The organism is Pseudomonas hydrolytica, from assembly GCF_021495345.1.
Lineage (GTDB): Bacteria > Pseudomonadota > Gammaproteobacteria > Pseudomonadales > Pseudomonadaceae > Aquipseudomonas > Aquipseudomonas hydrolytica.
Window position 1 is genome coordinate 3,712,756 of sequence record NZ_CP099397.1, and the last position, 25,121, is coordinate 3,737,876.

General features: G+C 64.6%; 25 protein-coding genes. 17 read left to right on the forward strand and 8 right to left on the reverse strand.

Annotated elements, in window-relative coordinates:
- Position 1: 1 nt before the first annotated feature.
- Positions 2 to 2,515 carry a penicillin acylase family protein gene (locus L1F06_RS17365; protein ID WP_129481551.1) on the forward strand — a complete coding sequence of 838 codons (2,514 nt, stop codon included), beginning with the start codon at positions 2 to 4 and terminating at the stop codon, positions 2,513 to 2,515.
- 258 nt (positions 2,516 to 2,773) lie between these two features.
- Here the strand turns inward: L1F06_RS17365 and L1F06_RS17370 are convergent, their stop codons facing one another.
- On the reverse strand, positions 2,774 to 3,463 hold the full coding sequence (locus L1F06_RS17370) for an NUDIX domain-containing protein (protein ID WP_129481552.1): 690 nt from the start codon (positions 3,461 to 3,463) through the stop codon (positions 2,774 to 2,776).
- A gap of 140 nt (positions 3,464 to 3,603) precedes the next feature.
- On the opposite strand from L1F06_RS17370, the gene L1F06_RS17375 reads away from it, so the two are divergent.
- Genes L1F06_RS17375 through nadE form a run of 3 tightly spaced genes read left to right on the forward strand, consistent with a single transcriptional unit; the run spans position 3,604 to position 6,282 of the window.
- Positions 3,604 to 4,248, forward strand: a complete 645-nt coding sequence (locus tag L1F06_RS17375; RefSeq protein WP_129481553.1) for a nicotinamidase — start codon at positions 3,604 to 3,606, stop codon at positions 4,246 to 4,248.
- Positions 4,245 to 5,444, forward strand: coding sequence for a nicotinate phosphoribosyltransferase (pncB, locus tag L1F06_RS17380; RefSeq protein WP_012017995.1), 1,200 nt, complete (start codon positions 4,245 to 4,247; stop codon positions 5,442 to 5,444). Before L1F06_RS17375 ends, pncB begins: the two co-directional genes overlap by 4 nt.
- Before the next feature lie 10 nt (positions 5,445 to 5,454).
- Positions 5,455 to 6,282: an NAD(+) synthase gene (nadE, locus tag L1F06_RS17385; RefSeq protein ID WP_129481554.1), complete on the forward strand. Its 828-nt coding sequence runs from the start codon at positions 5,455 to 5,457 to the stop codon at positions 6,280 to 6,282.
- Between the two features lie 95 nt (positions 6,283 to 6,377).
- Here the strand turns inward: nadE and L1F06_RS17390 are convergent, their stop codons facing one another.
- Positions 6,378 to 6,590, reverse strand: a complete 213-nt coding sequence (locus tag L1F06_RS17390) for a hypothetical protein (protein WP_012017993.1) — start codon at positions 6,588 to 6,590, stop codon at positions 6,378 to 6,380.
- Positions 6,591 to 6,726: 136 nt separating this feature from the next.
- Positions 6,727 to 7,293 (reverse strand): dCTP deaminase, encoded by a 567-nt coding sequence (dcd, locus tag L1F06_RS17395; protein ID WP_003245582.1) that lies wholly within the window; start codon positions 7,291 to 7,293, stop codon positions 6,727 to 6,729.
- Between the two features lie 301 nt (positions 7,294 to 7,594).
- Between dcd and L1F06_RS17400 the strand changes: the two genes are divergently transcribed.
- Positions 7,595 to 7,804 (forward strand): cold-shock protein, encoded by a 210-nt coding sequence (locus tag L1F06_RS17400; RefSeq protein ID WP_003245585.1) that lies wholly within the window; start codon positions 7,595 to 7,597, stop codon positions 7,802 to 7,804.
- 262 nt (positions 7,805 to 8,066) lie between these two features.
- Here L1F06_RS17400 and apbC read toward each other — a convergent pair whose 3' ends face one another.
- Positions 8,067 to 9,155, reverse strand: a complete 1,089-nt coding sequence (apbC, locus tag L1F06_RS17405) for an iron-sulfur cluster carrier protein ApbC (protein ID WP_096825996.1) — start codon at positions 9,153 to 9,155, stop codon at positions 8,067 to 8,069.
- 160 nt (positions 9,156 to 9,315) lie between these two features.
- On the opposite strand from apbC, the gene metG reads away from it, so the two are divergent.
- The 9 genes from metG (at position 9,316) to L1F06_RS17450 (ending at position 18,867) form a co-directional block, all read left to right on the forward strand.
- A complete protein-coding gene (gene metG / locus L1F06_RS17410; RefSeq protein WP_129481555.1) occupies positions 9,316 to 11,352 on the forward strand; it encodes a methionine--tRNA ligase in 2,037 nt (678 codons plus the stop codon).
- Between the two features lie 123 nt (positions 11,353 to 11,475).
- Entirely contained in the window at positions 11,476 to 12,060 is a 585-nt protein-coding gene (gene rsxA / locus L1F06_RS17415; RefSeq protein ID WP_003245591.1) for an electron transport complex subunit RsxA, read from the forward strand.
- Positions 12,057 to 12,632, forward strand: coding sequence for an electron transport complex subunit RsxB (gene rsxB, locus L1F06_RS17420; RefSeq protein ID WP_012017990.1), 576 nt, complete (start codon positions 12,057 to 12,059; stop codon positions 12,630 to 12,632). The genes rsxA and rsxB overlap by 4 nt, the downstream gene beginning before the upstream one ends.
- Complete coding sequence (gene rsxC, locus L1F06_RS17425; RefSeq protein WP_129481556.1) at positions 12,629 to 15,268, forward strand: electron transport complex subunit RsxC; 2,640 nt, start codon at positions 12,629 to 12,631, stop codon at positions 15,266 to 15,268. Before rsxB ends, rsxC begins: the two co-directional genes overlap by 4 nt.
- 299 nt (positions 15,269 to 15,567) lie before the next feature.
- The gene (locus L1F06_RS17430) at positions 15,568 to 16,599 is read left to right on the forward strand and encodes an RnfABCDGE type electron transport complex subunit D (RefSeq protein ID WP_129481557.1); all 1,032 of its coding nucleotides are present in this window, start codon (positions 15,568 to 15,570) and stop codon (positions 16,597 to 16,599) included.
- Positions 16,600 to 16,601: 2 nt separating this feature from the next.
- Entirely contained in the window at positions 16,602 to 17,237 is a 636-nt protein-coding gene (gene rsxG, locus L1F06_RS17435) for an electron transport complex subunit RsxG (RefSeq protein WP_129481558.1), read from the forward strand.
- Entirely contained in the window at positions 17,234 to 17,941 is a 708-nt protein-coding gene (locus tag L1F06_RS17440) for an electron transport complex subunit E (protein WP_129481559.1), read from the forward strand. The genes rsxG and L1F06_RS17440 overlap by 4 nt, the downstream gene beginning before the upstream one ends.
- Positions 17,938 to 18,576 (forward strand): endonuclease III, encoded by a 639-nt coding sequence (gene nth / locus L1F06_RS17445; RefSeq protein WP_003245598.1) that lies wholly within the window; start codon positions 17,938 to 17,940, stop codon positions 18,574 to 18,576. The genes L1F06_RS17440 and nth overlap by 4 nt, the downstream gene beginning before the upstream one ends.
- A 111-nt stretch (positions 18,577 to 18,687) precedes the next feature.
- The gene (locus tag L1F06_RS17450; RefSeq protein WP_003245600.1) at positions 18,688 to 18,867 is read left to right on the forward strand and encodes a PA3496 family putative envelope integrity protein; all 180 of its coding nucleotides are present in this window, start codon (positions 18,688 to 18,690) and stop codon (positions 18,865 to 18,867) included.
- A 44-nt stretch (positions 18,868 to 18,911) separates the two neighbouring features.
- Here L1F06_RS17450 and L1F06_RS17455 read toward each other — a convergent pair whose 3' ends face one another.
- The 4 genes from L1F06_RS17455 to L1F06_RS17470 all read right to left on the reverse strand — a co-directional run bounded on the left by L1F06_RS17455 (position 18,912) and on the right by L1F06_RS17470 (position 22,795).
- Positions 18,912 to 19,928 (reverse strand): GGDEF domain-containing protein, encoded by a 1,017-nt coding sequence (locus L1F06_RS17455; RefSeq protein WP_003245602.1) that lies wholly within the window; start codon positions 19,926 to 19,928, stop codon positions 18,912 to 18,914.
- A gap of 123 nt (positions 19,929 to 20,051) precedes the next feature.
- Positions 20,052 to 20,444, reverse strand: coding sequence for a lactoylglutathione lyase (gene gloA / locus L1F06_RS17460; protein ID WP_003245604.1), 393 nt, complete (start codon positions 20,442 to 20,444; stop codon positions 20,052 to 20,054).
- Between the two features lie 70 nt (positions 20,445 to 20,514).
- On the reverse strand, positions 20,515 to 21,732 hold the full coding sequence (locus L1F06_RS17465; RefSeq protein ID WP_003245607.1) for an argininosuccinate synthase: 1,218 nt from the start codon (positions 21,730 to 21,732) through the stop codon (positions 20,515 to 20,517).
- Positions 21,733 to 21,847: 115 nt separating this feature from the next.
- Complete coding sequence (locus L1F06_RS17470) at positions 21,848 to 22,795, reverse strand: flagellar protein MotY (protein ID WP_129481560.1); 948 nt, start codon at positions 22,793 to 22,795, stop codon at positions 21,848 to 21,850.
- Positions 22,796 to 22,989: 194 nt separating this feature from the next.
- On the opposite strand from L1F06_RS17470, the gene pyrC reads away from it, so the two are divergent.
- The 3 genes from pyrC (at position 22,990) to L1F06_RS17485 (ending at position 25,095) form a co-directional block, all read left to right on the forward strand.
- Positions 22,990 to 24,036 carry a dihydroorotase gene (pyrC, locus tag L1F06_RS17475; protein ID WP_129481561.1) on the forward strand — a complete coding sequence of 349 codons (1,047 nt, stop codon included), beginning with the start codon at positions 22,990 to 22,992 and terminating at the stop codon, positions 24,034 to 24,036.
- On the forward strand, positions 24,033 to 24,707 hold the full coding sequence (gene rnt, locus L1F06_RS17480; protein WP_003245612.1) for a ribonuclease T: 675 nt from the start codon (positions 24,033 to 24,035) through the stop codon (positions 24,705 to 24,707). Before pyrC ends, rnt begins: the two co-directional genes overlap by 4 nt.
- A 169-nt stretch (positions 24,708 to 24,876) precedes the next feature.
- Positions 24,877 to 25,095 (forward strand): bacterioferritin-associated ferredoxin, encoded by a 219-nt coding sequence (locus L1F06_RS17485; RefSeq protein ID WP_003245614.1) that lies wholly within the window; start codon positions 24,877 to 24,879, stop codon positions 25,093 to 25,095.
- The last annotated feature ends 26 nt before the right edge of the window (positions 25,096 to 25,121 follow it).

The following is a 25,121-nucleotide window of genomic DNA, read 5'->3' on the forward strand; positions in this document are numbered from 1 at the left end:
CATGCGTACGCTGGCCTACCTGACTCTTGCCGCCTCGCTGACCGGCCTCGCCGGCTGCCAATCCTTTCTCAACAGCCGCTATGCCGACAGCGTGCCGCCCACCCGTGGCGTGGAGCGTGTGCAGGGCATTGCCGAAAGCGCATCGGTACGGCGCAACGCCCTCGGCATGCCGCTGATCGAGTCGGGTACCTTCCACGACGCGCTGTTCACCCTGGGTTACGTGCACGCCGGCGACCGCCTCAGCCAGATGGTCGGCATGCGCCTGCTGGCCCAGGGCCGCCTGGCGGAAATAGCCGGCCCCGGCGTGCTGGAGATGGACCGCTTCATGCGCGCGGTGAACCTGAAGAAAAGCGCGGAGATCCTCTACGCCGACGCCTCACCGCGCCTGAAACGCTTCTTCGAGGTCTATGCGCGGGGCGTCAACGCCTACATGTTCCGCTACCGCGATAGCCTGCCGATGGACCTGGCCGAAGCCGGCTACCGTCCCGAGTACTGGAAGCCCGAGGACTCGGTGCTGCTGTTCTGCCTGCTCAACTTCGGCCTGTCGGTGAACCTGCAGGAAGAGGTCGCCGCGCTGACCCTGGCGCAGCGTGTGGGCGCCGACAAGCTGCCCTGGCTGCTGCCCATCTACCCGGACGAGCCGCTACCCTTCGCCGAAGCGGAAAAGCTCGCCGGCCTCGACCTGAAAGGCCAGCTGCCGGGTCTGCAGGCGATTTCCCGCACCGCCGCGCAGATCGCCGAACAGCACATGCTCGGCGTCGCCGCCTCGAACAACTGGGCCATCGCGCCGCAGCGAACCCGTGGCGGCAAGAGCCTGCTGGCCAACGACACGCACCTGCCGCTGGCGATGCCTTCGCTGTGGAATTTCGTGCAGATCCGCTCGCCCAAGTACCAGGCCGCCGGCGTCTCGCTGGCCGGCGTGCCGGCGGTGGTCGCCGGCTACAACGGCAAGCTGGCCTGGGGCATGACCATGGTCATGGGCGACAATCAGGACCTCTATCTCGAGCGCATCCGCCGCGAAGGCAGCCGCCTGATGTACGAGGCCGACGGCAAATGGCTGCCGGTCACCGAGCGCCAGGAAACCTTCTTCATCAAGGGTCAGCGACCGATCCGCGAAACGCTCTTCGAAACGCGCAACGGCCCGCTGCTCAATTCGGTGCTGGGCGAACGCAAGCATCCGCTGCAGCCGCTACCCGTGCAGAGCGGCTACGGCCTGGCGCTCAAGACCACGCAGTTCGAGCGCGACCAGAGCCTCGATGCCTTCTTCGACCTGTCCCGCGCGCAGTCGGTGGACGCGGCCTTCGAGGTCGCTCGCGAGATTCGCGCGATGCCGCTGAACATCGTCTTCGCCGATGCCCAGCACATCGGCTGGCAGGTCACCGGACGCTACCCGAACCGCCGCGACGGCCGTGGCCTGCTGCCCTCCCCCGGCTGGGACGAGCGCTACACCTGGGACGGCTTCGCCGACCCGATGCTGCATCCTTACGATCAGGACCCACCGCAAGGCTGGCTGGGCACCGCCAACGAGCGCAGCGTACCGCCGGGCTACGGCATGCAGCTGTCCAGCTCCTGGTACTACCCGGAGCGCGCCGAGCGCATCGCCGAACTGGCCGGCCGGGGCAGCCACGACGGTCGCAGCATGATCGCCATGCAGTACGACCAGACCTCGCCCTTCGTCGCCAAGCTGCAGGCCATGTTCAACGACCCGGCCATGCACGACCCGCTGCGCCAGGCCATCGCGGCGCTGCCGGCCGGCCAGCGCGAACGTGCCGACGAAGCCCTGAAACGCCTCCTGGCGTTCGACGGCAAACTGGCTGCCAGCTCGGCCGATGCCGCCATCTACGGCGCCTTCCTCCACGAAAGCGCGCGGCAGATCTTCCTCGACGAGCTCGGCCCGGAAGACGGCCCGGCCTGGAACGCACTGGTGCAAACCGCCAACGCCTCCTACTCGGCACAAGCCGACCACCTGCTCGGCCGCGCCGACAGCCCGTTCTGGAACGACGTCCGCACGCCCGAGCAGGAAGACAAGCCGACCATCCTGGCGCGCAGCCTGGCGGCCAGCATCACCCTGCTCGAGAGCCGCCTGGGCGCTGAGCGGCGCAACTGGCAATGGGGCAAGCTGCACACCTACGAATGGGTGACCGACACCACCCGCCTGGCGCCCTACATGAGCGCCGGCCAGCGCAGCAGCATCAATGCCCTGAAAGGTTATCTGGACCGCGGCCCCTACCCGGCCGGCGGCGACCACAGCACCCTCAACGTCGCCGCCTATGCCTGGGGCCAAAACTTCGATACCTGGCTGGTTCCGGCCATGCGCATCGTGGTGGACTTCGCCGCCGACGAGCCGCTGATCGGCGTCAACAGCTCCGGCCAGTCGGGCAACCCGGCCAGCCCGCACTACGCCGACGGCATAGACGCCTGGCTCAAGGCCGGTTACATGAGCTTCCCGTTCAAATCGGAGAATCTGGATAAGGTCTACGGCAACCAGCGTCTGCTGCTGATGCCGGGCAAATGATGACCGTTCGTCGGGTGCGCTGAACCTTTTCCTCAGCGCACCACTCTGAATATTCGACTTACTCCATAGATCATCGTTTAAGGCGCTTCTGGCGCCTTTTCTTTTGCCTGTAGAAAAGCCGGCGCGAAAAGATGGCCTTTTCCCATCACCGGAATTGAACTTAACCAAACGTTCAGGCTCATAAGCCATGCATCGTGTTGCAAAGCTCCTGGCGCCTCTGGCGCCTATTTTTTTGCCCGCAGCTTTGCGCTCGGTCCCTCAGGCCAGCAGGCTGCGGTCGAATATGAACACGCCTGCCGCCGGCCGCCGCTCCAGCAGCACCTGGGGTCGTCCCATCTTCGGGTAGTTCTTCTCTCCGGTATCGACTATCCAGCCCTGCGTCTTCATGCGCTCCAGCCTGCCGCGCAGCGTGGTGTGCTGCACCGGCTCGCCGAGGCAGGCCTGAAAGGCAGCGAGCGCCTCCGTCACGGTAAAGCGTGGTGCCAGCAGATAGAGCGGCAACGAGCTGTAAACCGATTTGCCCTGCAACCGCTCCATCGCCAGGCGCACCAGTTGTCCATGGTCGAACGGCAAGGCCTGTTGGCCTGTGGTTAGCGCCGACAGATCGATGAACTGCAGATGTTCATCCTGCGGCTCAACGTCAGGCGCCAGCAGCGCCAGGTAGCAGGTGCTCAGCGACCAGCCGCGCGGGTCGCGCACGCCATTGCCCACCGTGGCCACCTGCTCCAGGTATTGCGGTTGCAGGCGCGCCTTGTCTGCCAGGGCACGGGCAGCCGCGGCATCCAGGCTGGCATCGGCGCAGCGGCCGTTGACCAGTACTCCCGGCAGCGCCCATTGCCCGGCATAGGGCTCGCGCTGGCGGCGAGCCAGCAGCACCTGCAAAACCCCTTCCCCATTCAGCCTCAGGGCCACGATATCGACCCCGGCGAGAACTTCCGCTGCACTCATAGGCACTCTCACTGCTTCGTTTACTTATTTCATCTTGACCAATAACTCGCGGTCTTTCACCTGTTTCCATGAAAAAACGCTTGACTACATATTTCATCAGATGAAATATGTAGTCATCCAAGCGCAGAGAGGAGCGCACCATGAAGATCGCCAGCTTCGACGTAGACGCCCAGAAAGGCTTCACCCCGCTGTGCCCCGGCGAACTGCCCGTACCCGAAGGCGATGCCATCGTCCCGGCGCTGAATCAGCTGGCCACACGCGCCCAGCTGCGCATCGGCAGCAAGGATGCCCACAGCCCGCGGGCCGCCTGGGTGGTCGACAGCCACGCACAGATGCTGCAGCCCTTGCCCCTGGCCAATGCCGATCTGACCTGGGTCAGCCACTGCGTGCCCGGCACGCCCGGCTTCGAGCTGCTCGAAGGCCTGCCTGCGCCGCTGGATTACGACTACTTCGTATGGAAAGGCGTGGAGCCCGACCTGCACCCCTACGGCGCCTGTTACCACGACCTGGCCGAGAAGCGCAGCACGGGCGTGATCGAATTTCTCCGGCACAATGCAGTCGACCACATACTGGTCGGCGGCCTGGCCCTGGATTACTGCGTGAAAACCACGGCCCTGCAGCTGCGCCGCGCCGGCTTCGCAGTGACCGTCTACCTGCCGGCCTGCCGCGCCATCGCCCGCAACACCGCCGATGCAGCCTGTACCGCCATGCGCGAACAGGGCATCACACTTGCATCCAGCCTGGATGAGCTGGACAGCGCCTTAGCCACGGAGACCCAAGGATGAGCGAGAGTATCTTCGCCGAACGGATCGTGCAGAACCTGCTCGACACCGACTTCTACAAGCTGACCATGATGCAGGCGGTGCTGCACAACTACCCCAACGCCGAGGTGGAATGGGAGTTCCGCTGCCGCAGCAGCGAGGACCTGACGCCCTACCTGGCCGAAATTCGCTACCAGATCGAGCGCCTGAGCGAGCTGAGCATCACCGCGGACCAGCTCGCCTTTCTCGAGCGCATCCCGTTCATCAAGCCCGACTTCATCCGCTTTCTCAGCCTGTTCCGCTTCAACCTGCGCTACGTCCACACGGGCATCGAAGACGGCCAGTTGAGCATTCGCCTGCGCGGCCCCTGGCTGCACGTGATCCTCTTCGAGGTGCCGCTGCTGGCCATCGTCAGCGAAGTGCGCAACCGCTATCGCTACCGCGAGGTACTGCTGGAGCAGGCTGCCGAGCGCCTCTACCAGAAGCTCGACTGGCTGCGCGCCGAGGCCAGCGAGGACGAGCTGGCCGGTTTCCAGCTCGCCGACTTCGGCACCCGCCGGCGCTTTTCCTACCGCGTGCAGGAACAGGCGGTGCACATCCTCAAGCGTGATTTCCCAGGGCGTTTCGTCGGCACCAGCAACGTGCACCTGGCCCGCGAATTCGACCTCAAACCCATCGGCACCATGGCCCACGAATGGCTGATGGCGCACCAGCAACTGGGCCCCAGGCTGATCGACAGCCAGATAGCCGCCCTCGATTGCTGGGTGCGTGAATACCGCGGCCAGCTGGGTATCGCCCTGACCGACTGCATCACCATGGATGCCTTCCTGGCCGACTTCGACTTGTATTTCGCCAAGCTTTTCGACGGCCTGCGCCACGATTCCGGCGACCCGCTGGAGTGGGCGGAAAAGGCCATTGCCCACTACGAGAAACTCGGCATCGACCCGCTGAGCAAGACCCTGGTGTTCTCCGACGGGCTCGATCTGCCCAAGTCGCTACGGCTCTACCGTGCACTTTCCGGACGAATCCACGTAAGCTTCGGGGTCGGCACCAACCTGACCTGCGACATACCCGGCGTCGAGCCGATGAACATCGTGATCAAGATGATCGCCTGCAACGGCCAGCCCGTGGCGAAGATCTCCGACACACCCGGCAAGACCCAGTGCCGCGACGAGAATTTCGTCAGCTACCTGAAACACGTCTTTCGCGTCACCCAGTGAGGACCTAGACATGAGTAACCGCCAAGCCGAAATCGCCGCCGCCCTCGACGTGGTGCCCCCCTTCGCCGACGATGCCGCGCTGGTCGCCGAGATCGAACGGCGCAAGACCTTCATCAAGAACACCCTCAAGCAGTCCGGCCTCAAGGTACTGGTGCTGGGTATCAGCGGCGGCGTGGACTCCACCACGGCCGGACGCCTGGCCCAGCTCTCGGTCGAGGAGCTGCGTGCCGAGACCGGCGACGCCGACTATCGCTTCATCGCCGTGCGTCTGCCGCACAACACCCAGCACGACGAGCACGACGCCCAGGATTCGCTGAAATTCGTCAATGCCGATGAAGAGGCCACGGTCAACATCGCCGCCAGCGTAATCGGCCTCAGCGAGCAGGTCAGCCACCTGCAACAGCTGAGCGACGCCCGTCGCGACTTCGTGATTGGCAACGTCAAGGCACGCATTCGCATGGTCGCCCAGTTCACCATCGCCAACGCCAACAACGGCCTGGTGATCGGCACCGACCACGCCGCCGAGGCGGTGATGGGCTTCTTCACCAAGTTCGGCGACGGCGCCTGTGACCTCGCTCCGCTGTCGGGTCTGGTTAAACACCAGGTGCGCGCCATCGCCGCGCACCTGGGCGCGCCACAACATCTGGTACAGAAGACGCCCACCGCCGACCTGGAGGAACTGCGCCCCGGCAAGCCGGACGAGGAGGCTCACGGCGTGACCTACGCCGAGATCGATGCCTTCCTGCATGGCCAGAACGTCAGCGACGAGGCCTATGCCACCATCGTGCGCACCTATGACGCCACGCGCCACAAGCGCGAGCTGCCGCTGGTGCCCTGATCGCAGGCAACGAAAACCAGGAAGCCGGGCATTGCCCGGCTTCTTCGCATTCGGCACCGTCCGACCAGCAGTTCATGCTGCGTCGGTGGCTGCAATCAGTGACTTTCCCCGGCGATCCGTTCGGCCGGCGGGGCACTGCGCTCGTACACCTGCCGCGGCCGACAACTGGCGACGGGCGCCGGAGGCGGCTGATCCGGCAGCGTCGGCTCACCCGGCTCCTGCGGCGGCACGGGTCTACCTGGCTGATCAGGTACATCAGGGTCGGGCTGGCCGGGAACGCCGCCGGCGTTGAAATCGATAAGAGACATGCAGGGCTCTCCTGAACGTGGGCTGTTGCAGGTTGAGTAGCGTCCCGTGCGGAAGATTCAGCTTTTCCGACCAGCGCCATGAGCCGGATACGAAAAAGCCGGGCAATGCCCGGCTTCTTCCATTTTCCCGCGGTTGTCAGGTTCGCGGCAGAGTCACACCAGTCTGGCCCTGATACTTGCCGCCGCGGTCCTTGTAGGACACTTCGCAGGCCTCGTCGGACTGCAGGAACAGCATCTGCGCCACGCCTTCGTTGGCGTAGATCTTCGCCGGCAGGTTGGTGGTGTTGGAGAACTCCAGGGTCACGTGGCCTTCCCACTCCGGCTCCAGCGGCGTGACGTTGACGATGATGCCGCAGCGCGCATAGGTGCTCTTGCCCAGGCAGATGGTCAGCACGTCGCGCGGGATGCGGAAGTACTCGACCGTGCGGGCCAGGGCGAAGGAGTTCGGCGGGATGATGCAGACGTCGCTCTTGATGTCGACGAAGCTCTTCTCGTCGAAATTCTTCGGGTCGACGATGGCCGAGTGGATATTGGTGAATACCTTGAATTCGTCGGCGCAGCGTACGTCGTAGCCGTAGCTGGACACGCCGTAGGAAATCACTCGACTGGAGTCCGCACCGCGTACCTGGCGCTCTACGAACGGCTCGATCATGCCGTGTTCCTGGGCCATGCGGCGAATCCACTTGTCCGATTTGATGCTCATGGCGAGGTGTCCTGAGTGGGCGGTTACGAAAAAAAGTGAGCGCATCTTACCGATGCAGGCGCCACGCTTCAAAGAGTGCCGCCCGCCCCATCAGTCGTTATTTGCAAAAAAGCTGCATCGACCATTCGCACTCGGCGATAAAAACACGTATGGTGTGCCCACTGTGCTGCATGTGTCACCGCGAATCGCTACTAGATGCCTAGATCTCGATCCAAACATCGTCCGACTCCTAGTACTCGTTGCACTCAGTCCCGGCCTGGGCTTTTCCAGGGCTGTAATTACTTTTGTTAGGAGACATCACATGTCCAATCGTCAGACTGGCACCGTCAAGTGGTTCAACGATGAGAAAGGCTACGGCTTCATCACCCCGCAATCCGGTGACGACCTCTTCGTACACTTCAAAGCCATCCAGAGCGACGGTTTCAAATCCCTGAAGGAAGGCCAGCAGGTTTCCTTCGTGGCTACCCGTGGCCAGAAAGGCATGCAGGCTGAGGAAGTTCAGGTTATCTAACCTGCACTACCCCGCTTGAAAAGAGCCCCGCCTAGTGCGGGGCTTTTTTATGGGGGTCTGGAAGATGCCTGCCTCCCCTCTCCCATGCATTGGAGAGGGGACGGGGGAGAGGGTTCTGCAACCTGCCGCAGTCGCACATCGCTCTCTCCCGCCCTTCGGGCACCCTCGGCTTGGGCATCCTGCGTCGCTCTACCTCCTGCATCCATGCAGTCGTCTCCCATAGATGGGAGAGGGTCATCAGAAGGCCGCTGCGCGGCTGCTGTTAGTCCTCACTGATCTCGATGCTGGGCATGGCCGGCTTGCCCGCCTGGGCGATGCGCGCACCGACCTTGCGCGCCAGGTCCTGATAGATCATGGCGATCTGGCTTTCCGGATCGGCAATGGTGGTCGGCTTGCCGTCATCGGCCTGCATGCGGATGGCCATCGACAGCGGCAGGGAGGCCAGCAGCTCGACGCCGTATTGCGCAGCCAGCTTCTCGCCTCCGCCCTCGCCGAACAGGTGCTCGGCATGGCCGCAGTTCGAGCAGATGTGCACCGCCATGTTCTCCACCACACCCAGCACCGGGATGTGCACCTTGCGGAACATCTCCACGCCTTTCTTGGCATCGAGCAGGGCCAGGTCCTGCGGCGTGGTGACGATCACGCTGCCGGCCACCGGCACCTTCTGCGCCAGGGTCAACTGGATGTCACCGGTACCCGGCGGCATATCCACCACCAGGTAATCGAGGTCGTTCCAGGCGGTTTGGGTGATCAGCTGCAGCAGCGCACCGCTGACCATCGGCCCGCGCCACACCATCGGCGTGTTGTCGTCGGTGAGAAAGGCCATGGACATCACCTGCACGCCATGGGCCTCGAGCGGCACGAACCATTTCTGATCCTTCACCTGCGGCCGCGTACCCTCGGCGATGCCGAACATGATGCCCTGGCTGGGCCCGTAGATATCGGCGTCGAGGATGCCCACGCGCGCGCCCTCGCGGGCCAGCGCCAGCGCCAGGTTGGCCGCGGTGGTGGACTTGCCCACACCGCCCTTGCCCGAAGCCACGGCGATCACGTTCTTTACCCCGGCCAGTGCCGGCACCTGGGCCTGGCCCTGATGCGAGTCGATCACGCAGTCGACCTTTACCTGCGCACTGTCGACGCCATCGAGGTTCTCCAGCGCCATTTGCAGCATCTGCGCCCAACCGTTCTTGAACAGGCCGGCGGCGTAGCCCAGCTCCAGACGTACGGTAACGCGCGCGCCCTGGATGTCGACCTCGCGCAGGCAACCGGCGCTGACCGGGTCCTGATCGAGATGGGGGTCGGTGAACTGACGCAGACAGGCTTCGACCGCTTCGCGGGTGACGGCACTCATGCAAGAACTCCAGAAGACAGGCAGAAAATCAGGCGGGCATCATAGCAGCAGCCTCCCCAAGCAGCGCAGCATGCGCTTTTGCCTGCCGCAGGTAGCTTGAAGCTTGTCGCTTCCCTTATAGTTGCCGACTTCCCTCGTTTTACCAGTGCAGCCGATCACCATGACCGAAGCCCGCAAGATTCTCGTTACCAGCGCCCTCCCCTACGCCAACGGCTCCATCCACCTCGGCCATATGCTCGAGTACGTGCAGACCGACATGTGGGTGCGCTACCAGAAGCTGCGCGGCAATCAGGCGATCTACGTCTGCGCCGACGATGCCCACGGCTCGGCGATCATGCTGCGCGCCGAGAAGGAAGGCATCACCCCCGAGCAGCTCATCGCCAACGTGCAGGCCGAGCACACCGCCGACTTCGCCGACTTCCTGGTGGACTTCGACAACTACCACTCCACCCACTCGCAGGAAAACCGCGAGCTGTCGGCATCCATCTACCTGGCGCTGCGCGACAAGGGCCATATCGCCACCCGCGCGGTGACCCAGTACTTCGACCCCGAAAAGGGCATGTTCCTCGCCGACCGCTTCATCAAGGGCACCTGCCCGAAGTGCGGCGCCGAGGATCAGTACGGCGACAACTGCGAGAAGTGCGGCGCGACCTATACACCGACCGAGCTGAAGAATCCGCGCTCGGCCATCTCCGGCGCGGTGCCGGTACTCAAGGAGTCGCAGCACTTCTTCTTCAAGCTGCCGGACTTCGAGGCCATGCTCAAGCAGTGGACCCGCTCAGGCGCGCTGCAGGAGGCGGTGGCCAACAAGATCGCCGAATGGCTCGACGGCGGCCTGCAGGAGTGGGACATCAGCCGTGATGCGCCCTACTTCGGCTTCGAGATTCCCGGCGAGCCGGGCAAGTACTTCTACGTCTGGCTGGACGCGCCGATCGGCTATATGGCCAGCTTCAAGAACCTCTGCAGCAAACGCCCGGAGCTGGACTTCGATGCGTTCTGGGGCAAGGATTCCACCGCCGAGCTGTACCACTTCATCGGCAAGGACATCGTCAACTTCCACGCCCTGTTCTGGCCGGCCATGCTCGAAGGCGCCGGCTACCGCAAGCCCACTGCGGTCAACGTGCACGGCTATCTGACGGTGAACGGGCAAAAGATGTCCAAGTCGCGCGGCACCTTCATCAAGGCGCGCACCTATCTGGATCACCTGAACCCGGAGTACCTGCGCTACTACTACGCCTCCAAGCTGGGCCGCGGCGTCGACGATCTGGACCTGAACCTCGAGGACTTCGTGCAGAAGGTTAACTCGGATCTGGTCGGCAAGGTGGTCAACATCGCCAGCCGCTGCGCCGGCTTCATCCACAAGGGCAACAATGGCCTGCTGGTCGCCGCCAACCCGGAGCCGGAGCTGTGGGACGCCTTCCAGGCCGCTGCGCCGAGCATCGCCGAGGCCTACGAAGCACGTGATTTCTCCCGCGCCATGCGCGAGATCATGGCCCTGGCCGACCGCGCCAACGCCTGGATCGCCGACAAGGCGCCCTGGGCCCTGAACAAGGTCGAAGGCAAGCAGGCCGAGGTGCAGGAAATCTGCGCGCTGGGCATCAATCTGTTCCGCCAGCTGGTGATCATGTTGAAACCCGTGCTGCCGAAGCTGGCCGCCGATGCCGAAGCCTTCCTCAATGTGAATCCGCAAACCTGGGCCGACCTCACGCTGCCGCTGGCCAACCACCAGCTCAACCCGTTCAACCCGCTGCTGACCCGCATCGAGCCGGCGAAGATCGAAGCCATGGTCGAAGCCTCCAAGGAAGATCTGGCCGCCGAAGCGTCCAAGCCACAGGGCAATGGCGAACTGGCCAAGGACCCGCTGGCCGCCGAGATCAACTTCGATGCCTTCGCCGCCGTCGACCTGCGTATCGCCCTGATCGAGAAGTGCGAGTTCGTCGAAGGCGCCGACAAGCTGCTGCGCCTGTCGCTGGATATCGGTGACGAGAAGCGCAACGTGTTCTCCGGCATCAAGTCCGCCTACCCGGACCCGAGCAAGCTGGAAGGCCGCCTGACCCTGTACGTCGCCAACCTGGCGCCGCGCAAGATGAAGTTCGGTATCAGCGAAGGCATGGTCCTGGCGGCCGGCCCCGGTGGCGAGGAAATCTACCTGCTCAGCCCGGACAGCGGCGCCAAGCCGGGTCAGCGCGTCAAGTAAGCGCCAGCTAGGCTTACTTATAGGCATCGAACAAGCCGGCCAATGCCGGCTTGTTTGCATCTACGCGCTTCCCGATAATAGGCGCCCTTTTCCTACGGCCTTTGCGCACTCGACGGCAACCCGATGACCGAACTCGTCCTGATCATGGTCAGCGCCATCCTGGTCAACAACTTTGTGCTGGTGCAGTTTCTCGGCCTGTGCCCGTTCATGGGCGTGTCGAAGAAGATCGAAACCGCCATCGGCCTGTCGCTGGCCACCACCTTCGTGCTGACCCTGGCCGCCATGTGCAGCTACCTGGTGCAGCAGTACGTGCTCAAGCCGCTGGACCTGGAATTCCTGCGCACCATCAGCTTCATCCTGGTGATCGCGGTGACCGTGCAGTTCACCGAGATGGTGGTGAACAAGACCAGCCCGCTGCTGTATCGCGTGCTGGGCATCTTCCTGCCGCTGATCACCACCAACTGCATCGTCCTGGGCGTGGCCCTGCTCAACGCCAACAAGGCCGAGTTCACCTTCATCACCGCCACCGTCAACGGCTTCGCCGCCGGCCTGGGCTTCTCCCTGGTGCTGGTGCTGTTCGCCGCCATGCGTGAGCGCATCGCCATCGCCGACGTACCGAAGTCCTTCCAGGGCGCGGCCATCGGCATGATCACCGCCGGCCTGATGTCGCTGGCCTTCATGGGCTTTGCCGGGTTGATCAAGCTATGAGCCTGGTTCTCGTCGCCGTACTCGCCCTGCTCGGCCTGTGCCTGATCGCCGGCGCCATCCTAGGTTTCGCCGCGGTGCGCTTCAAGGTCGAGGGCGACCCCATCGCCGAGCAGATCAACGCCCTGCTGCCGCAGACCCAGTGCGGCCAGTGCGGCTACCCCGGCTGCAAGCCCTACGCCGAGGCGATCGCCGGTGGCGACAAGATCAACAAGTGCCCGCCCGGCGGCGAGGCGACCATCCAGGCGCTGGCCGACCTGCTGGACGTCGAACCCGAGCCGCTAGATGCGGTGGAAGGCGAGAAGCCGCAGATGGTCGCGTTCATCCGCGAAGCAGAATGCATTGGCTGCACCAAGTGCATCCAGGCCTGTCCGGTGGACGCCATCGTCGGCGCTGCGCGGCAGATGCACACGGTGATCGTCAGCGAATGCACCGGCTGCGACCTCTGCGTCGAACCCTGCCCGGTGGACTGCATCGACATGATCGAAGTCGGTAGCACCGTGCAAAGCTGGAAATGGGACAAACCGCTGGCGCCCGGCCAGTTGATCGCCAGCGACCGGGAGCAGGCGGCATGAGCGCGCAGGAAAAGATCTGGGATATCCCGGGTGGCATCCACCCTGCCGAGCGCAAGGAGCTGTCCAACCGCACGCCGATCCAGCAGGCGCCGCTGCCCAAGCGCCTGGTGTTGCCGCTCGGCCAGCATATCGGTGCAGTCGCCGAGCCCTGCGTGGTGGTCGGCCAACGGGTGCGCAAGGGCGAGAAGATTGCCGAAGCCAACGGCTTCGTCAGCGCGCCGCTGCATGCCCCGACCTCCGGTACCGTCAGCTTTATCGGCCCGCAGCCCTACCCGCATGTCTCCGGCATGCTGGCGCCGGCCATCGTCATCGACAGCGACGGCCTGGACGAGTGGATCGAACTGAAGCCGCATGCCGACTACCGGCATATGGCATCCGCCGAGCTGCTGGCGCTGATCCGCGAGGCGGGTATCAGCGGCCTGGGCGGCGCCGGCTTCCCCACCGCGGTGAAGCTCACCGCCCGGCCGACGCAGAAGATCCACACCCTGATCATCAACGGCACCGAGTGCGAGCCCTATATCACCGCCGACGACCTGCTGATGCGCGAGCGCGCCGGCGAGCTGGTTTCCGGCATCGATATCCTGGTGCAGCTGATCCAGCCCGATCAGGTGCTGATCGGCATCGAGGACAACAAGCCCGAGGCCATCGCCGCGGTGCGCAGCGCCTGCAGCGAGCGCAGCTACCAGGTGCGGGTCTTCCCCACCAAGTACCCCTCCGGCGGCGAGAAGCAGCTGATCCAGATTCTCACCGGTGTCGAGGTGCCCTCGGGCGGGCTGCCGGCCGATATCGGCATCCTCTGCCAGAACGTCGGCACCTGCACGGCCATTCACGACGCGGTGGTGCTGGGCAAACCGCTGATTTCGCGTATCACCACCCTGACCGGCGAGGCGCTGGCACGCCCGGGCAATGTCGAGGCGCTGCTCGGCACGCCGGTGGGCGAGCTGCTGGAATTCGCCGGGCTGGATACCGGCAAACTCAATCGCCTGATCATGGGCGGACCGATGATGGGCTTTACCCTGCCCAGCCTCGAGGTGCCGCTGATCAAGACCAGCAACTGCCTGCTGGCCAGCACCGCCGCCGAGTTACCACCGCCACCACCGGCCATGCCCTGCATCCGCTGCGGCGAATGCGCCGAGGCCTGCCCGGCCAGCCTGCTGCCGCAGCAACTGCACTTCTTCGCCCTGGGCCAGGAACACGAACAGCTCAAGGCGCACAACCTGTTCGACTGCATCGAGTGTGGTGCCTGCGCCTACGTCTGCCCATCGAGCATTCCGCTGGTGCAGTACTACCGTGCGGCCAAGGCGGAAATCCGCGAGCTGGAACAGAAGCAGCTCAAGGCCGAGCACTCCAAGCAGCGCTTCGAACAGCGCCAAGAACGCCTGCGCCGCGCCGAGGAACAGAAGGAAGCCGAGCGCAAGGCGCGCGCGGAAAAAGCCGCCCGCGCCAAGGCGGCGCAGGCCGAGGCACCTGCGGTAACGGCAGCCGCGCCGGCCGATGACGCGCTGAAGAAACTCAAGATCGAAGCCAGCATGGCCCAGGTCGCGCTGAAGAAGGCGGAAAAACAGCTGGCCGCCCACGACACGCCGGAGCTGCAGACCCAGGTCGCCGAGCTTCGTGCCGCTGCAGAGGCCGCGCAAAAGGCCTTGGCCGACGCACAGGCAGCTGCCCCTGCCCCGGCGCCCAAACCGGCCGGCGACGAAGCGCTGAAGAAGGCCAAGATCGACGCGGCCATGCTCAAGGCCCAGCTGCGCAAGCTGGAAAAGCTCGAAAACCCGGACGACGACCAGCAGGCCGAACTCGCTCGCCTGCGCCAGCAGCTGGAAGCCGCCGAGAAGGCCCTGGCCGATCTGGAAAAGCAGGCGCCTGCCCCCGCTGCCAAACCGGCCGGCGACGAGGCGCTGAAGAAAGCCAAGATCGACGCCGCCATGCTCAAGGCCCAGCTGCGCAAGCTGGAAAAGATCGAGACCCCGGACGACGACCAGCAGGCCGAACTCGCTCGCCTGCGCCAGCAGCTGGAAGCCGCCGAGAAGGTTCTGGCCGATCTGGAAAGCCAGGCGCCCGACCCCGCCGCCAAACCGGCCGGCGACGAAGCGTTGAAGAAGGCCAAGATCGAAGCCGCCATGCTCAAGGCCCAGCTGCGCAAGCTGGAGAAGATCGAAAACCCGGACGACGACCAGCAGACCGAACTCGCCCGTCTGCGTCAGCAACTGGAAGCAGCCGAGAAAGCCCTGGCCGATCTGGAAGGCCGGACACCCGCCCCTGCCGCCAAACCCGCCGGTGACGACGCCTTGAAAAAGGCCAAGGTCGAACTGGCGATGAAACGCGCCGAGCTGAAGAAGGCCGAGAATGCCGGCGCCGACGAAGCCGACCTGCAGCCTCTGCGCGATGCCCTGGCCGCCGCCGAACAGGCTCTGCATGTAGCCGAGGCGGCCTCGGGCAAGCCGGCGCCGGAGCTGGTACGCACCGAACGCCCCGGCGTGGACGAAAAATTCAAGGCGCTAAAGACCGAGGTGGCCTTCGCCCGCGCCGACCTGCGCAAGCTGGAGCGTGAAGAGAGCGCCTCTGGCGAGGCGCTGGAACAGGCGCGTACACGCCTGGCCGAAGCCGAACGCAAGCTGGCCGAATACCAGCCGTAGCGATCGCCCCGGATTACCTCCAGGGCAGGCAGCACAACGATTAAAGCCCCTCTCCCACTTGTGGGAGAGGGGTTGGGGAGAGGGCCAGTACGCCGCACCCTCTCCCCGGCCCTCTCCCGTAAACGGGAGAGGGGGAACGAAAACGCCGGCACGCCGGTACAGCGCCCCGGATTGCATCCGGGCTACAAAAGATATCCGCCGCGTCGGAGCACCCGGGCGGCACAGACAACCGTAGCCCGGATGCAATCCGGGGAATGAACACCACTGCGCTCAATACGAACGCAGTAACAGGAGCGCCGATGGCCCTGCCCCGCATCACATCGCCCCACGCCAAGGGCAGCAACCGTACCCAGCAGGTCATGCTGCAGGTGCTGCTGGCCACCGTGCCGGGCATCCTCGCGCTGACCTGGCTGTTCGGCGCCGGCACCCTGTTCAACCTGCTCTGGGCCAGCCTCTGCGCGCTGGGCTTCGAGGCCGCGCTGCTGGCCGCACGCAAGCGCCCGGTGGCCTTCTTCCTCAAGGACTACAGCGCCCTGGTCACCGCCGTGCTGTTGGCCCTGGCCCTGCCGCCCTACTCGCCCTGGTGGCTGACCCTGATCGCCTGCGGCTTCGCCATCGGCTTCGGCAAGCAGCTCTATGGTGGCCTCGGGCAGAACCCCTTCAACCCGGCCATGCTCGGCTATGTGGTGGTGCTGATCTCCTTCCCGGTGGAGATGACCAGTTGGCCCGCGCCGCACGGCGTCGCTGCGCTGGACGGCATCAAGCACATACTCGGTATCGCCAGCCTGCCCGATGGCTGGGCCCAGGCCACCGCGCTGGACGCGCTGAAAGTGAACAAGAGCCTGACCATCGACGAGCTGCGCGCCGCCAATCCGGCCTTCGGCCATTTCGGCGGTGCCGGCAGCGAGGCGGTCAACCTGGCGTTCCTCGCCGGCGGCCTGTACCTGCTGCACAAACGCCTGATCACCTGGCACGCGCCGGTGGGCATGCTCGCTGCGCTGTTCGTCATGAGCCTGCTGTTCTGGAATGGTAGCGGCTCGGACTCCAACGGCTCGCCGCTGTTCCACCTGCTTACCGGCGCCACCATGCTCGGCGCCTTCTTCATCGTCACCGACCCGGTTTCCGGCGCGACCAGCAATCGCGGGCGTCTGGTGTTCGGCATCGGCGTCGGCGTACTGGTCTACGTGATCCGCGCCTGGGGCGGCTACCCGGACGCGGTGGCCTTCGCCGTGCTGCTGATGAACCTCGCGGCGCCGACCATCGATTACTACACCCGGCCGCGCAGCTACGGCCATCGCAAGCCCAACAGCGGCTTCAAGCTGGGAGAATGAGCATGCTGCCGGAAATCAGCCGCTCGATGCTGAAGAACGCCCTGGTGCTCGGCCTGTTCGCCATTGGCACCGTCGGCAGCGTGGCCCTGCTGCAACAGGGCACCGCCACGCGTATCGCCGCCGCCGAGCGCGAAGCGCAGGTGCGCGCCCTGGCCGAAATCCTGCCGGCAGGCAGCTACGACAACCACCTGCTGGACAACCGCATCGAACTCAATGCCCCCGAGCTGGGCCACCGCAGCCCGCAGTCGGCCTACCTGGCATTGAAGGGCGAGCAGCCCAGCGCGCTGATTCTGCCGGTGACCGCACCGGACGGTTACAGCGGCGCCATCCACCTGCTGGTGGGCATCTTCGCCGACGGCCGTCTGGCCGGCGTGCGTGTGCTTGGCCACCGGGAAACCCCGGGCCTGGGCGACAAGATCGAACTGGCCAAGAGCGACTGGGTGCGCAGCTTCGAGGGCAAGTCCCTGAACAACCCTGGCGAAGACGGCTGGGCGGTGAAGAAGGATCGCGGCGAGTTCGACCAGTTCGCCGGCGCCACCATCACCCCGCGCGCCGTGGTCAAGGCCGTGCACGGCGCCCTGCGCTACTTCGACAAGCACCGCGCCCAGTTGCTGGGCCTGGCGGAGGACGAGCAATGACCAGTTATCGCGAAATCAGCTTCAACGGCCTGTGGAAGAACAACCCGGCGCTGGTGCAGCTGCTCGGCCTGTGCCCGCTGCTGGGGGTGAGCAACTCCACGGTCAACGCCCTCGGCCTGGCCCTGGCCAGCGCGGTGGTGCTGGTGTGCTCCAACACCGCCGTGTCGCTGGTGCGCGGCGTGGTCAACACCGCCGTGCGCCTGCCTGCCTTCGTCATGATCATCGCCGCGCTGACCACCTGCATCGAGCTGCTGATGCAGGCCTTCACCTACGAGCTGTACCAGATCCTCGGCATCTTCATCCCGCTGATCACCACCAACTGCGTGATCCTCGGCCGCGCCGACGGCTTCGCCGCCAAGCACGACCCGGCCCGCGCCGCCTATGACGGTCTGATGATGGGGCTGGGCTTCGGCCTGGTGCTGGTCATGATCGGCGCCATCCGCGAGCTGCTCGGCACCGGCGCCCTGTTCGCCAACATGCACCTGCTGTTCGGCCCGATTGCCGCCGAGTGGAAGCTCACCCTGGTACAGGATTACAAGGGCTTTCTGCTGGCCATCCTGCCGCCGGGCGCCTTTATCGTCCTGGGCCTGCTGATCGCCGGCAAGAACCGCATCGACCAGATCGCCGCGGAACGGGCCAAGGCCACCGCGCCCGAAGCCCCTGCACAAAGCCGTCGGGTTCGAGTGACCGGAGTCATCGAATGAACGCCGCCAAACGCCTGGAAATCTTCCGCCGCCTGCACGAGGACAACCCCGAGCCGAAGACCGAGCTGGCCTACAGCACGCCGTTCGAGCTGCTGGTAGCCGTGACGCTATCGGCCCAGGCCACCGACGTCAGCGTCAACAAGGCCACGGCCAAGCTGTTCCCGGTGGCCAATACGCCGGAGGCCATCTACGCCCTGGGCGTCGAGGGACTTTCCGAGTACATCAAGACCATCGGCCTGTACAACAGCAAGGCGAAGAACGTCATCGAGGCCTGCCGCATCCTCATCGAGAAACACGGCAGTCAGGTGCCGGACAACCGCGAGGACCTCGAAGCCCTGCCCGGCGTCGGCCGCAAGACTGCCAACGTGGTGCTCAATACGGCTTTTCGCCAGCTGGCCATGGCCGTGGACACGCACATCTTCCGCGTCAGCAACCGCACCGGCATCGCGCCGGGCAAGAACGTGGTCGAGGTGGAGAAGAAGCTGCTCAAGTTCGTGCCCAAGGATTATCTGCTCGACGCCCACCACTGGCTGATCCTGCACGGACGCTACGTCTGCACCGCACGCAAACCGCGCTGTGGCGCCTGCCGCATCGAGGATCTGTGCGAGTACAAGGCCAAGACTTCCGACGATTGATCGGTCATAGAAAGCAGCGATGCTCTGATTGAAAAAATCTTTTTTACCCGCTCATTTTTTGCCGCTATAAGGTGCGCAAATGGCCCCGGTAACTGGCCTGGAGTGGAATAGATGAGCACTGACAAAGAAGACCTCGAGCTGGACGAAGACTTTGTCGCGGATGAATCGGACGATGCCGAGCCTGCGGTGGAAGTCGCCAAGACCAACCTGACCAAGCGCCGCATCATCGACAACTTCCTCGAAGAGCGTCGCCTGCACAAGCAGCTGGCCGAATACGATTTCGATATCTGATCGCGCCACGCAAGAAGCCCCGCCAACCGCGGGGCTTTTTCGTTTCAGCTCACCGCGCGCAAGGCACGGCGCGCGCACTTGTTGGCGTACATCGCCGCATCGGCCTGGACCAGCAGGCTGTCGAGCCCCTCGTCGGGATTCAGCGACGACTCGCTGACCCCCATGCTCATCGACAGACGCTGCCCGGCGCCGCCCTCTCTGCCACGCAATGCCTGCTCCAGACGCCGCAGCACCTCTTCGCTGTCGCTGTAGTCGCTGGCCAGCACGACGAATTCGTCGCCGCCCAGCCGGGCGATCACGTCGGTGTTGCGGAACTGCGCCTTGAGCACGTCGGCCGCCGCCTTGAGCAAGCGATCCCCGGCGCCGTGGCCGAAGCGATCATTGACCGGCTTGAGCTCGTCGAGGTCGGCATACAGCAGCAGGCAGCGCCCCTTGCGCCGCCGCGCCGCGCGCAGTTCGCGCTCGGCCAGCAGGCGAAAGCCGCGACGGTTGTACAAACCGGTCAGGTCGTCGATCAGCGACAGCTGGCGCACTGCCTGCTCGGCCAGTTGGCGTTCCCGCACCTCTTCCTGCAAGCGTCGATTGGCTTCGGCCAGCTGCGCCGTGCGCTCTTCGACGCGGCGCTCCAGCTCGGCATAGACCTGGACATTCTCCAGAGCCACCGAGGTGGAATCGGCCAACGCCTGTAGCAGTTGCACCTGCTCGTCGGTGGCGTGGCAGTACTCGGCCCAGTAGGTACCGATGGCGCCGATCGGCTCCAGGGTACGGATCGGCACCATGACCAGGCTCTTGACGAAGGTCGGCCGATACGCCTCATGGGGAATGCGCGGGTCGGCGTAGATGTCGGGAATCACGGTAGCACTGCGGTTGAGCATGGCCCAACCGCTGATGCAGGCACTCAAGGGGAAACGTTGGCCTTTCCACAGGGGCGAGATGGCGTCCTCGTCGCGATAGAAGCATTGCAGCCCATCGCGCAGGACGAAGGTGGCGCCGTCGGCACCGGTCAGCTCGCGGGCCGCGCTTCGGACGATCTCCGCTACGCGGTCCACATCCTTCGCCATAGAAAGCTCCTGAACCACACGAACGAGGCGCAGAGCTTGGGAATCGGTCTTCATGGAGGCACCTCGCCAGTCAGCGAATGGCCACTATTTTTGTAAGCATTTACTTACAAAGACCGATGACTGTCAATCGTTTCGCTTGGGCGAGAGCAACTCGATCTTGTAGCCGTCCGGGTCCTCGACAAAGGCCAGGATGCTGTTGCCATGCTTCATCGGGCCTGGCTCGCGGGTGATCTTGCCGCCGCGCGAACGGATGTCCTCGCAGGCCTTGTAGACGTCTTCCACTTCCAGGGCGATATGGCCGTAGCCGGTGCCCAGCTCGTAGCTGTCAACGCCCCAGTTGTGGGTCAGCTCGATCACGCTGTTGTGCGCCTCGTCGCCATAGCCGACGAATGCGAGGGTGAACTGACCGTCCGGGTAGTCCTTGCGGCGCAGCAGGGTCATGCCCAGCACCTCGGTGTAGAAGGCGATGGACTTGTCCAGATCGCCAACGCGCAGCATGGTATGCAGCAGTCTCATCAGTTTTTCCTCTTCTAAAAGCAGAACCCCGGCTTGTGGCCGGGGTTCGTCTCACAAGGCGCTCAGCTTATCAGATCAGCTTGCGGCCCTTGCCGGCAGCGATGCGCATGCGCAGGGCGTTGAGCTTGATGAAGCCCGCCGCGTCCTGCTGGTTGTAGGCGCCGCCGTCTTCCTCGAAGGTGGCGATGTTGGCGTCGAACAGCGAATCGTCGGACTTGCGCCCGGTGACGATGACGTTGCCCTTGTACAGCTTCAGGCGCACCACACCGTTCACGTTGGCCTGGGAGGCGTCGATCATCTGCTGCAGCATCAGACGCTCCGGGCTCCACCAGAAACCGTTGTAGATCAGGCTGGCGTACTTGGGCATCAGCTCGTCTTTCAGGTGGGCCACTTCGCGGTCGAGGGTGATCGACTCGATGGCGCGGTGGGCCTTGAGCATGATGGTGCCGCCGGGGGTCTCGTAGCAGCCGCGCGACTTCATGCCGACGTAGCGGTTCTCGACGATGTCCAGGCGACCGATGCCGTTCTCACCGCCGATGCGGTTCAGCTCGGCCAGCACCTGGGCCGGGGTCATCGCCTTGCCGTCAATGGCGACGATGTCACCGGCCTGGTAGGTCAGCTCGATGTAGGTCGGGGTGTCCGGCGCCGCTTCCGGCGACTTGGTCCAACGCCACATGTCTTCTTCGTGCTCGGTCCAGGTGTCTTCCAGCACACCGCCCTCGTAGGATATGTGCAGCAGGTTGGCGTCCATGGAGTACGGCGACTTCTTCTTGCCGTGGCGCTCGATCGGGATGGCGTGCTTCTCGGCGTAGTCCATCAGCTTCTCGCGCGACAGCAGGTCCCACTCGCGCCAGGGGGCGATGACCTTGACGCCCGGCTTCAGGGCATAGGCGCCCAGCTCGAAACGCACCTGGTCGTTGCCCTTGCCGGTGGCGCCGTGGGAGATGGCGTCAGCGCCGGTCTCGTTGGCGATCTCGATCAGGCGCTTGGCGATCAGCGGACGGGCGATGGAGGTACCCAGCAGGTACTCGCCTTCGTAGATGGTGTTGGCGCGGAACATCGGGTAGACGAAATCGCGGACGAACTCTTCGCGCAGGTCGTCGATGTAGATTTCCTTGACGCCCAGGGCCTGAGCCTTGGCGCGGGCCGGCTCGACCTCCTCGCCCTGGCCGAGATCGGCGGTGAAGGTCACCACTTCGCAGTTATAGGTATCTTGCAGCCACTTGAGGATCACCGAGGTGTCCAGGCCACCGGAATAGGCCAGAACTACCTTTTTGACGTCCGCCATGCCATCACTCCACGGGTTGTACGGTAAAACCGGTGATTCTACTGACCCCGCGGGCCAATTTACAGTGGCGCGACAGCTTGTGACGATGAAGCGACCAAAGCTGCGCTCCGAAGGGTCAGGACGGCGTGCTGCCAGCCGGGTCGGCCGGCGCGGTCGGGGCAGGGTCTGCGGGAGCGCTGGGCGGCGCGACTTCGGCCGGCGCCGCGCGGTCCAGACGCAGGGTGGCACGGCGGTTCTTGGCGCGGTTGGCCTCGTTGTTGTTGGGCACCAGCGGGTAGCGCTCGCCATGAAAACGGACGGTAATCTGCTCCGTCGGCACACCGCCGGCCACCAGATACTCCTGCACGGCCAATGCGCGGCGGCGGGACAGGTCGCGATTGGTCAGGCGATTGCCGCTGTTGTCGGCGTGACCGTCGATCTGGAAGCTGTTGATGCTGGGGTCGGCCTTGACGAAGTCCAGAATGATGTCGAGCTTGGCCTTGGCCATGGCATCCAGTTCGATCCCGCCGCCGGGAAAGCCGATCTGCGCCTGGCGAATCTGCTCGAAGTTGACCGGCAGCAGCTTGGCGGTGCACGCCTGGTATTCCTCGTAGGCCTTGTGGAACTTCACCGGCAGCAGGCGCACCTCGAGGTTGTCGCCGCCATTGAGGGTGCGGTGACGCACCAGCGGGCTACGCCCTTCCAGCAGACCGGTGAGCAGCCGCGCACCCTGCTCCTGCGAGCTATTGAACGGCACCTCGCCGTTGCCAACACTGACCACGCCGAGATTGATGTCACCACGCCCCGGTTGCCAGGGCGCCGCTGCCGCCAGCAAGGTCGCCGAGCCGGCGCCCATCCAGCGCTCGCGCGCCTTGAGACGGAAGGTCACCTGCTCACCGGCACGGCGCACGAACTCGCCGCTGCCGAAGTTGCTGATCGACTGACTGAGGCGGCACTCGAACTGATCGCCCTCTACCTTCCATTCCACCTGCTCGATCCGCGTCTGGAAACTGATGGCGTGCGCCGACAGGCACAGAGGCATGCTCGCCAGCAGGCTGATGAGAAGAGATTGGGGCGCACGCACGGTCGGCTCCAGGAAAACGTCGTTCGCTTTGCTATCGGTACGAGCGCGGAAAACTGTAGGGGCGAATTCGTTCGGGAAAGCGCAGAACTCAGCGCAGCGCCAAGGCGAACAAATTGCCTGGCGCACCCTCACAGCGCATTTTCCGACGGTTTCCGGTAGCATTCCGCTCACGTTTTACCCGCCTGGAAACCCCCATGTCCGACCGCCTGACTCTCCTGCGTCCCGATGACTGGCACATTCACCTGCGCGATGGTGCGGTGCTGCCACACACCGTCGGCGATGCCGCGCGCACTTTCGGCCGCGCCATCATCATGCCCAACCTGGTTCCGCCGGTACGCAATGCCGCCGAGGCCGACGCCTATCGCCAGCGCATTCTCGCTGCGCGCCCGGCCGGCAGCCGCTTCGAGCCGCTGATGGTGCTCTACCTCACCGACAACACCAGCCCCGAGGACGTCCGCGCGGCCAAGGCCAGCGGCTTCGTGCATGCGGCCAAGCTCTATCCGGCCGGTGCCACCACCAACTCCGACTCGGGCGTCACCAGCATCGACAAGATCTTCCCGGCGCTGGAAGCCATGGCCGAAGTCGGCATGCTGCTGCTGGTGCATGGCGAGGTGACCCGCGCCGAGATCGACGTGTTCGACCGCGAAAAGGCCTTCATCGACGAGCATCTGACCCGCGTGGTCGAGCGCTTCCCCACGCTGAAAGTGGTGTTCGAGCACATCACCACCCGTGACGCGGTGCAGTTCGTCGAGGCGGCCTCGGCCAACGTCGGCGCCACCATCACCGCGCACCACCTGCTGTACAACCGCAACCACATGCTAGTTGGCGGTATTCGCCCGCACTTCTACTGCCTGCCGATCCTCAAGCGCAACGTGCACCAGGAAGCCCTGCTCGACGCGGCCACCAGCGGCAACGTCAAGTTCTTCCTCGGCACCGACTCGGCTCCGCACGCCAAGCACGCCAAGGAAGCCGCCTGCGGCTGCGCCGGCTGCTACACCGCCTTCGCCGCCATCGAGCTGTACGCCGAGGCGTTCGAACAGCGCAAGGCGCTGGACAAGCTGGAAGCCTTTGCCAGCTTCCACGGCCCGGACTTCTACGGCCTGCCGCGCAACAGCGACAGCATCACCCTGGCGCGTGAGGAATGGACCGTGCCGGCCAGCCTGCCGCTGGGCGACAACAGCGTGGTACCGCTGCGTGCCGGCGAAACCCTGCGCTGGAAGCTGCTGGAGGGCCAGGCGTGAGCGAAGACAGCTACGACGACGAGCTCGAACCCAGCCTGCCTGCCGGCCCGCGCACCCCGATGGCCGCGCGCTTTCGCGGCTACCTGCCGGTGGTAGTGGACGTCGAGACCGGTGGCTTCAATTGCGCCACCGACGCCCTGCTGGAAATCGCCGCGACCACCATCGCCATGGACGAGGGCGGCTTTCTCTATCCGGATCACACGCACTTCTTCCGCATCGAGCCCTTCGAGGGCGCCAATATCGAGGCGGCAGCGCTGGAGTTCACCGGCATCAAGCTCGATCACCCGCTGCGCATGGCGGTGAGCGAGGAGCATGCCCTGGGCGAGATCTTCAAGGGCCTGCGCAAGTCGATCAAATCGGCCGGCTGCAAGCGCGCCATCCTGGTGGGCCACAACAGCAGCTTCGATCTGGGCTTTCTCAACGCCGCGGTGGCGCGTTGCGGAATCAAGCGCAACCCCTTCCATCCCTTCTCCAGTTTCGATACCGCCACCCTGGCCGGCCTCGCCTACGGCCAGACCGTGCTTGCCAAGGCCTGCCAGGCCGCCGGCATCGAGTTCGATGGCAAGGAGGCGCACTCGGCGCGCTACGACACCGAAAAGACGGCCGAGCTGTTCTGCGGCATCGTCAACCGCTGGAAGGAAATGGGCGGCTGGGACGAGTTCGATCAGTAGGGGCAACCCGCTCATGAAAAAACCGGCGCACGCCGGTTTTTTCATATCAGGCCTGGGGCCTGCACCGTTCGTCAGGAGATGCGAGCATTCGCAATCGATCTTTGACAAGCATTCTCATTAACATTAGTATCCGACCCATCGAACAGAACTACCAAGACGAGCCTTGCTTATGTACGTCTGCCTCTGTGAAGGTGTCACCGATACGCAAATCCGCGACGCGGTCTATGAAGGCTGCTGCAGCTACCGTGAAGTCCGCGGCACCCTGGGCATCGCCAGCCAGTGCGGCAAGTGCGCCTGCCTGGCCAAGCAGGTGGTACGCGAGACCATCGCCGAAGTGCAGAGCAGCCAGGCCAGCCTGGCCTACCCCGCCGGTTTCGCGGCCGCCTGATAGATGAATGAAACAAAAAACCGGAT

What these genes read in the sequence shown, in the direction of transcription:
- L1F06_RS17365 (WP_129481551.1), top strand. Translation starts at nt 2, where the DNA reads ATGCGTACGCTGGCCTACCTGACTCTTGCCGCCTCGCTGACCGGCCTC.
- L1F06_RS17370 (WP_129481552.1), bottom strand. Translation starts at nt 3,463, where the DNA reads ATGAGTGCAGCGGAAGTTCTCGCCGGGGTCGATATCGTGGCCCTGAGG.
- L1F06_RS17375 (WP_129481553.1), top strand. Translation starts at nt 3,604, where the DNA reads ATGAAGATCGCCAGCTTCGACGTAGACGCCCAGAAAGGCTTCACCCCG.
- pncB (WP_012017995.1), top strand. Translation starts at nt 4,245, where the DNA reads ATGAGCGAGAGTATCTTCGCCGAACGGATCGTGCAGAACCTGCTCGAC.
- nadE (WP_129481554.1), top strand. Translation starts at nt 5,455, where the DNA reads ATGAGTAACCGCCAAGCCGAAATCGCCGCCGCCCTCGACGTGGTGCCC.
- L1F06_RS17390 (WP_012017993.1), bottom strand. Translation starts at nt 6,590, where the DNA reads ATGTCTCTTATCGATTTCAACGCCGGCGGCGTTCCCGGCCAGCCCGAC.
- dcd (WP_003245582.1), bottom strand. Translation starts at nt 7,293, where the DNA reads ATGAGCATCAAATCGGACAAGTGGATTCGCCGCATGGCCCAGGAACAC.
- L1F06_RS17400 (WP_003245585.1), top strand. Translation starts at nt 7,595, where the DNA reads ATGTCCAATCGTCAGACTGGCACCGTCAAGTGGTTCAACGATGAGAAA.
- apbC (WP_096825996.1), bottom strand. Translation starts at nt 9,155, where the DNA reads ATGAGTGCCGTCACCCGCGAAGCGGTCGAAGCCTGTCTGCGTCAGTTC.
- metG (WP_129481555.1), top strand. Translation starts at nt 9,316, where the DNA reads ATGACCGAAGCCCGCAAGATTCTCGTTACCAGCGCCCTCCCCTACGCC.
- rsxA (WP_003245591.1), top strand. Translation starts at nt 11,476, where the DNA reads ATGACCGAACTCGTCCTGATCATGGTCAGCGCCATCCTGGTCAACAAC.
- rsxB (WP_012017990.1), top strand. Translation starts at nt 12,057, where the DNA reads ATGAGCCTGGTTCTCGTCGCCGTACTCGCCCTGCTCGGCCTGTGCCTG.
- rsxC (WP_129481556.1), top strand. Translation starts at nt 12,629, where the DNA reads ATGAGCGCGCAGGAAAAGATCTGGGATATCCCGGGTGGCATCCACCCT.
- L1F06_RS17430 (WP_129481557.1), top strand. Translation starts at nt 15,568, where the DNA reads ATGGCCCTGCCCCGCATCACATCGCCCCACGCCAAGGGCAGCAACCGT.
- rsxG (WP_129481558.1), top strand. Translation starts at nt 16,602, where the DNA reads ATGCTGCCGGAAATCAGCCGCTCGATGCTGAAGAACGCCCTGGTGCTC.
- L1F06_RS17440 (WP_129481559.1), top strand. Translation starts at nt 17,234, where the DNA reads ATGACCAGTTATCGCGAAATCAGCTTCAACGGCCTGTGGAAGAACAAC.
- nth (WP_003245598.1), top strand. Translation starts at nt 17,938, where the DNA reads ATGAACGCCGCCAAACGCCTGGAAATCTTCCGCCGCCTGCACGAGGAC.
- L1F06_RS17450 (WP_003245600.1), top strand. Translation starts at nt 18,688, where the DNA reads ATGAGCACTGACAAAGAAGACCTCGAGCTGGACGAAGACTTTGTCGCG.
- L1F06_RS17455 (WP_003245602.1), bottom strand. Translation starts at nt 19,928, where the DNA reads ATGGCGAAGGATGTGGACCGCGTAGCGGAGATCGTCCGAAGCGCGGCC.
- gloA (WP_003245604.1), bottom strand. Translation starts at nt 20,444, where the DNA reads ATGAGACTGCTGCATACCATGCTGCGCGTTGGCGATCTGGACAAGTCC.
- L1F06_RS17465 (WP_003245607.1), bottom strand. Translation starts at nt 21,732, where the DNA reads ATGGCGGACGTCAAAAAGGTAGTTCTGGCCTATTCCGGTGGCCTGGAC.
- pyrC (WP_129481561.1), top strand. Translation starts at nt 22,990, where the DNA reads ATGTCCGACCGCCTGACTCTCCTGCGTCCCGATGACTGGCACATTCAC.
- L1F06_RS17485 (WP_003245614.1), top strand. Translation starts at nt 24,877, where the DNA reads ATGTACGTCTGCCTCTGTGAAGGTGTCACCGATACGCAAATCCGCGAC.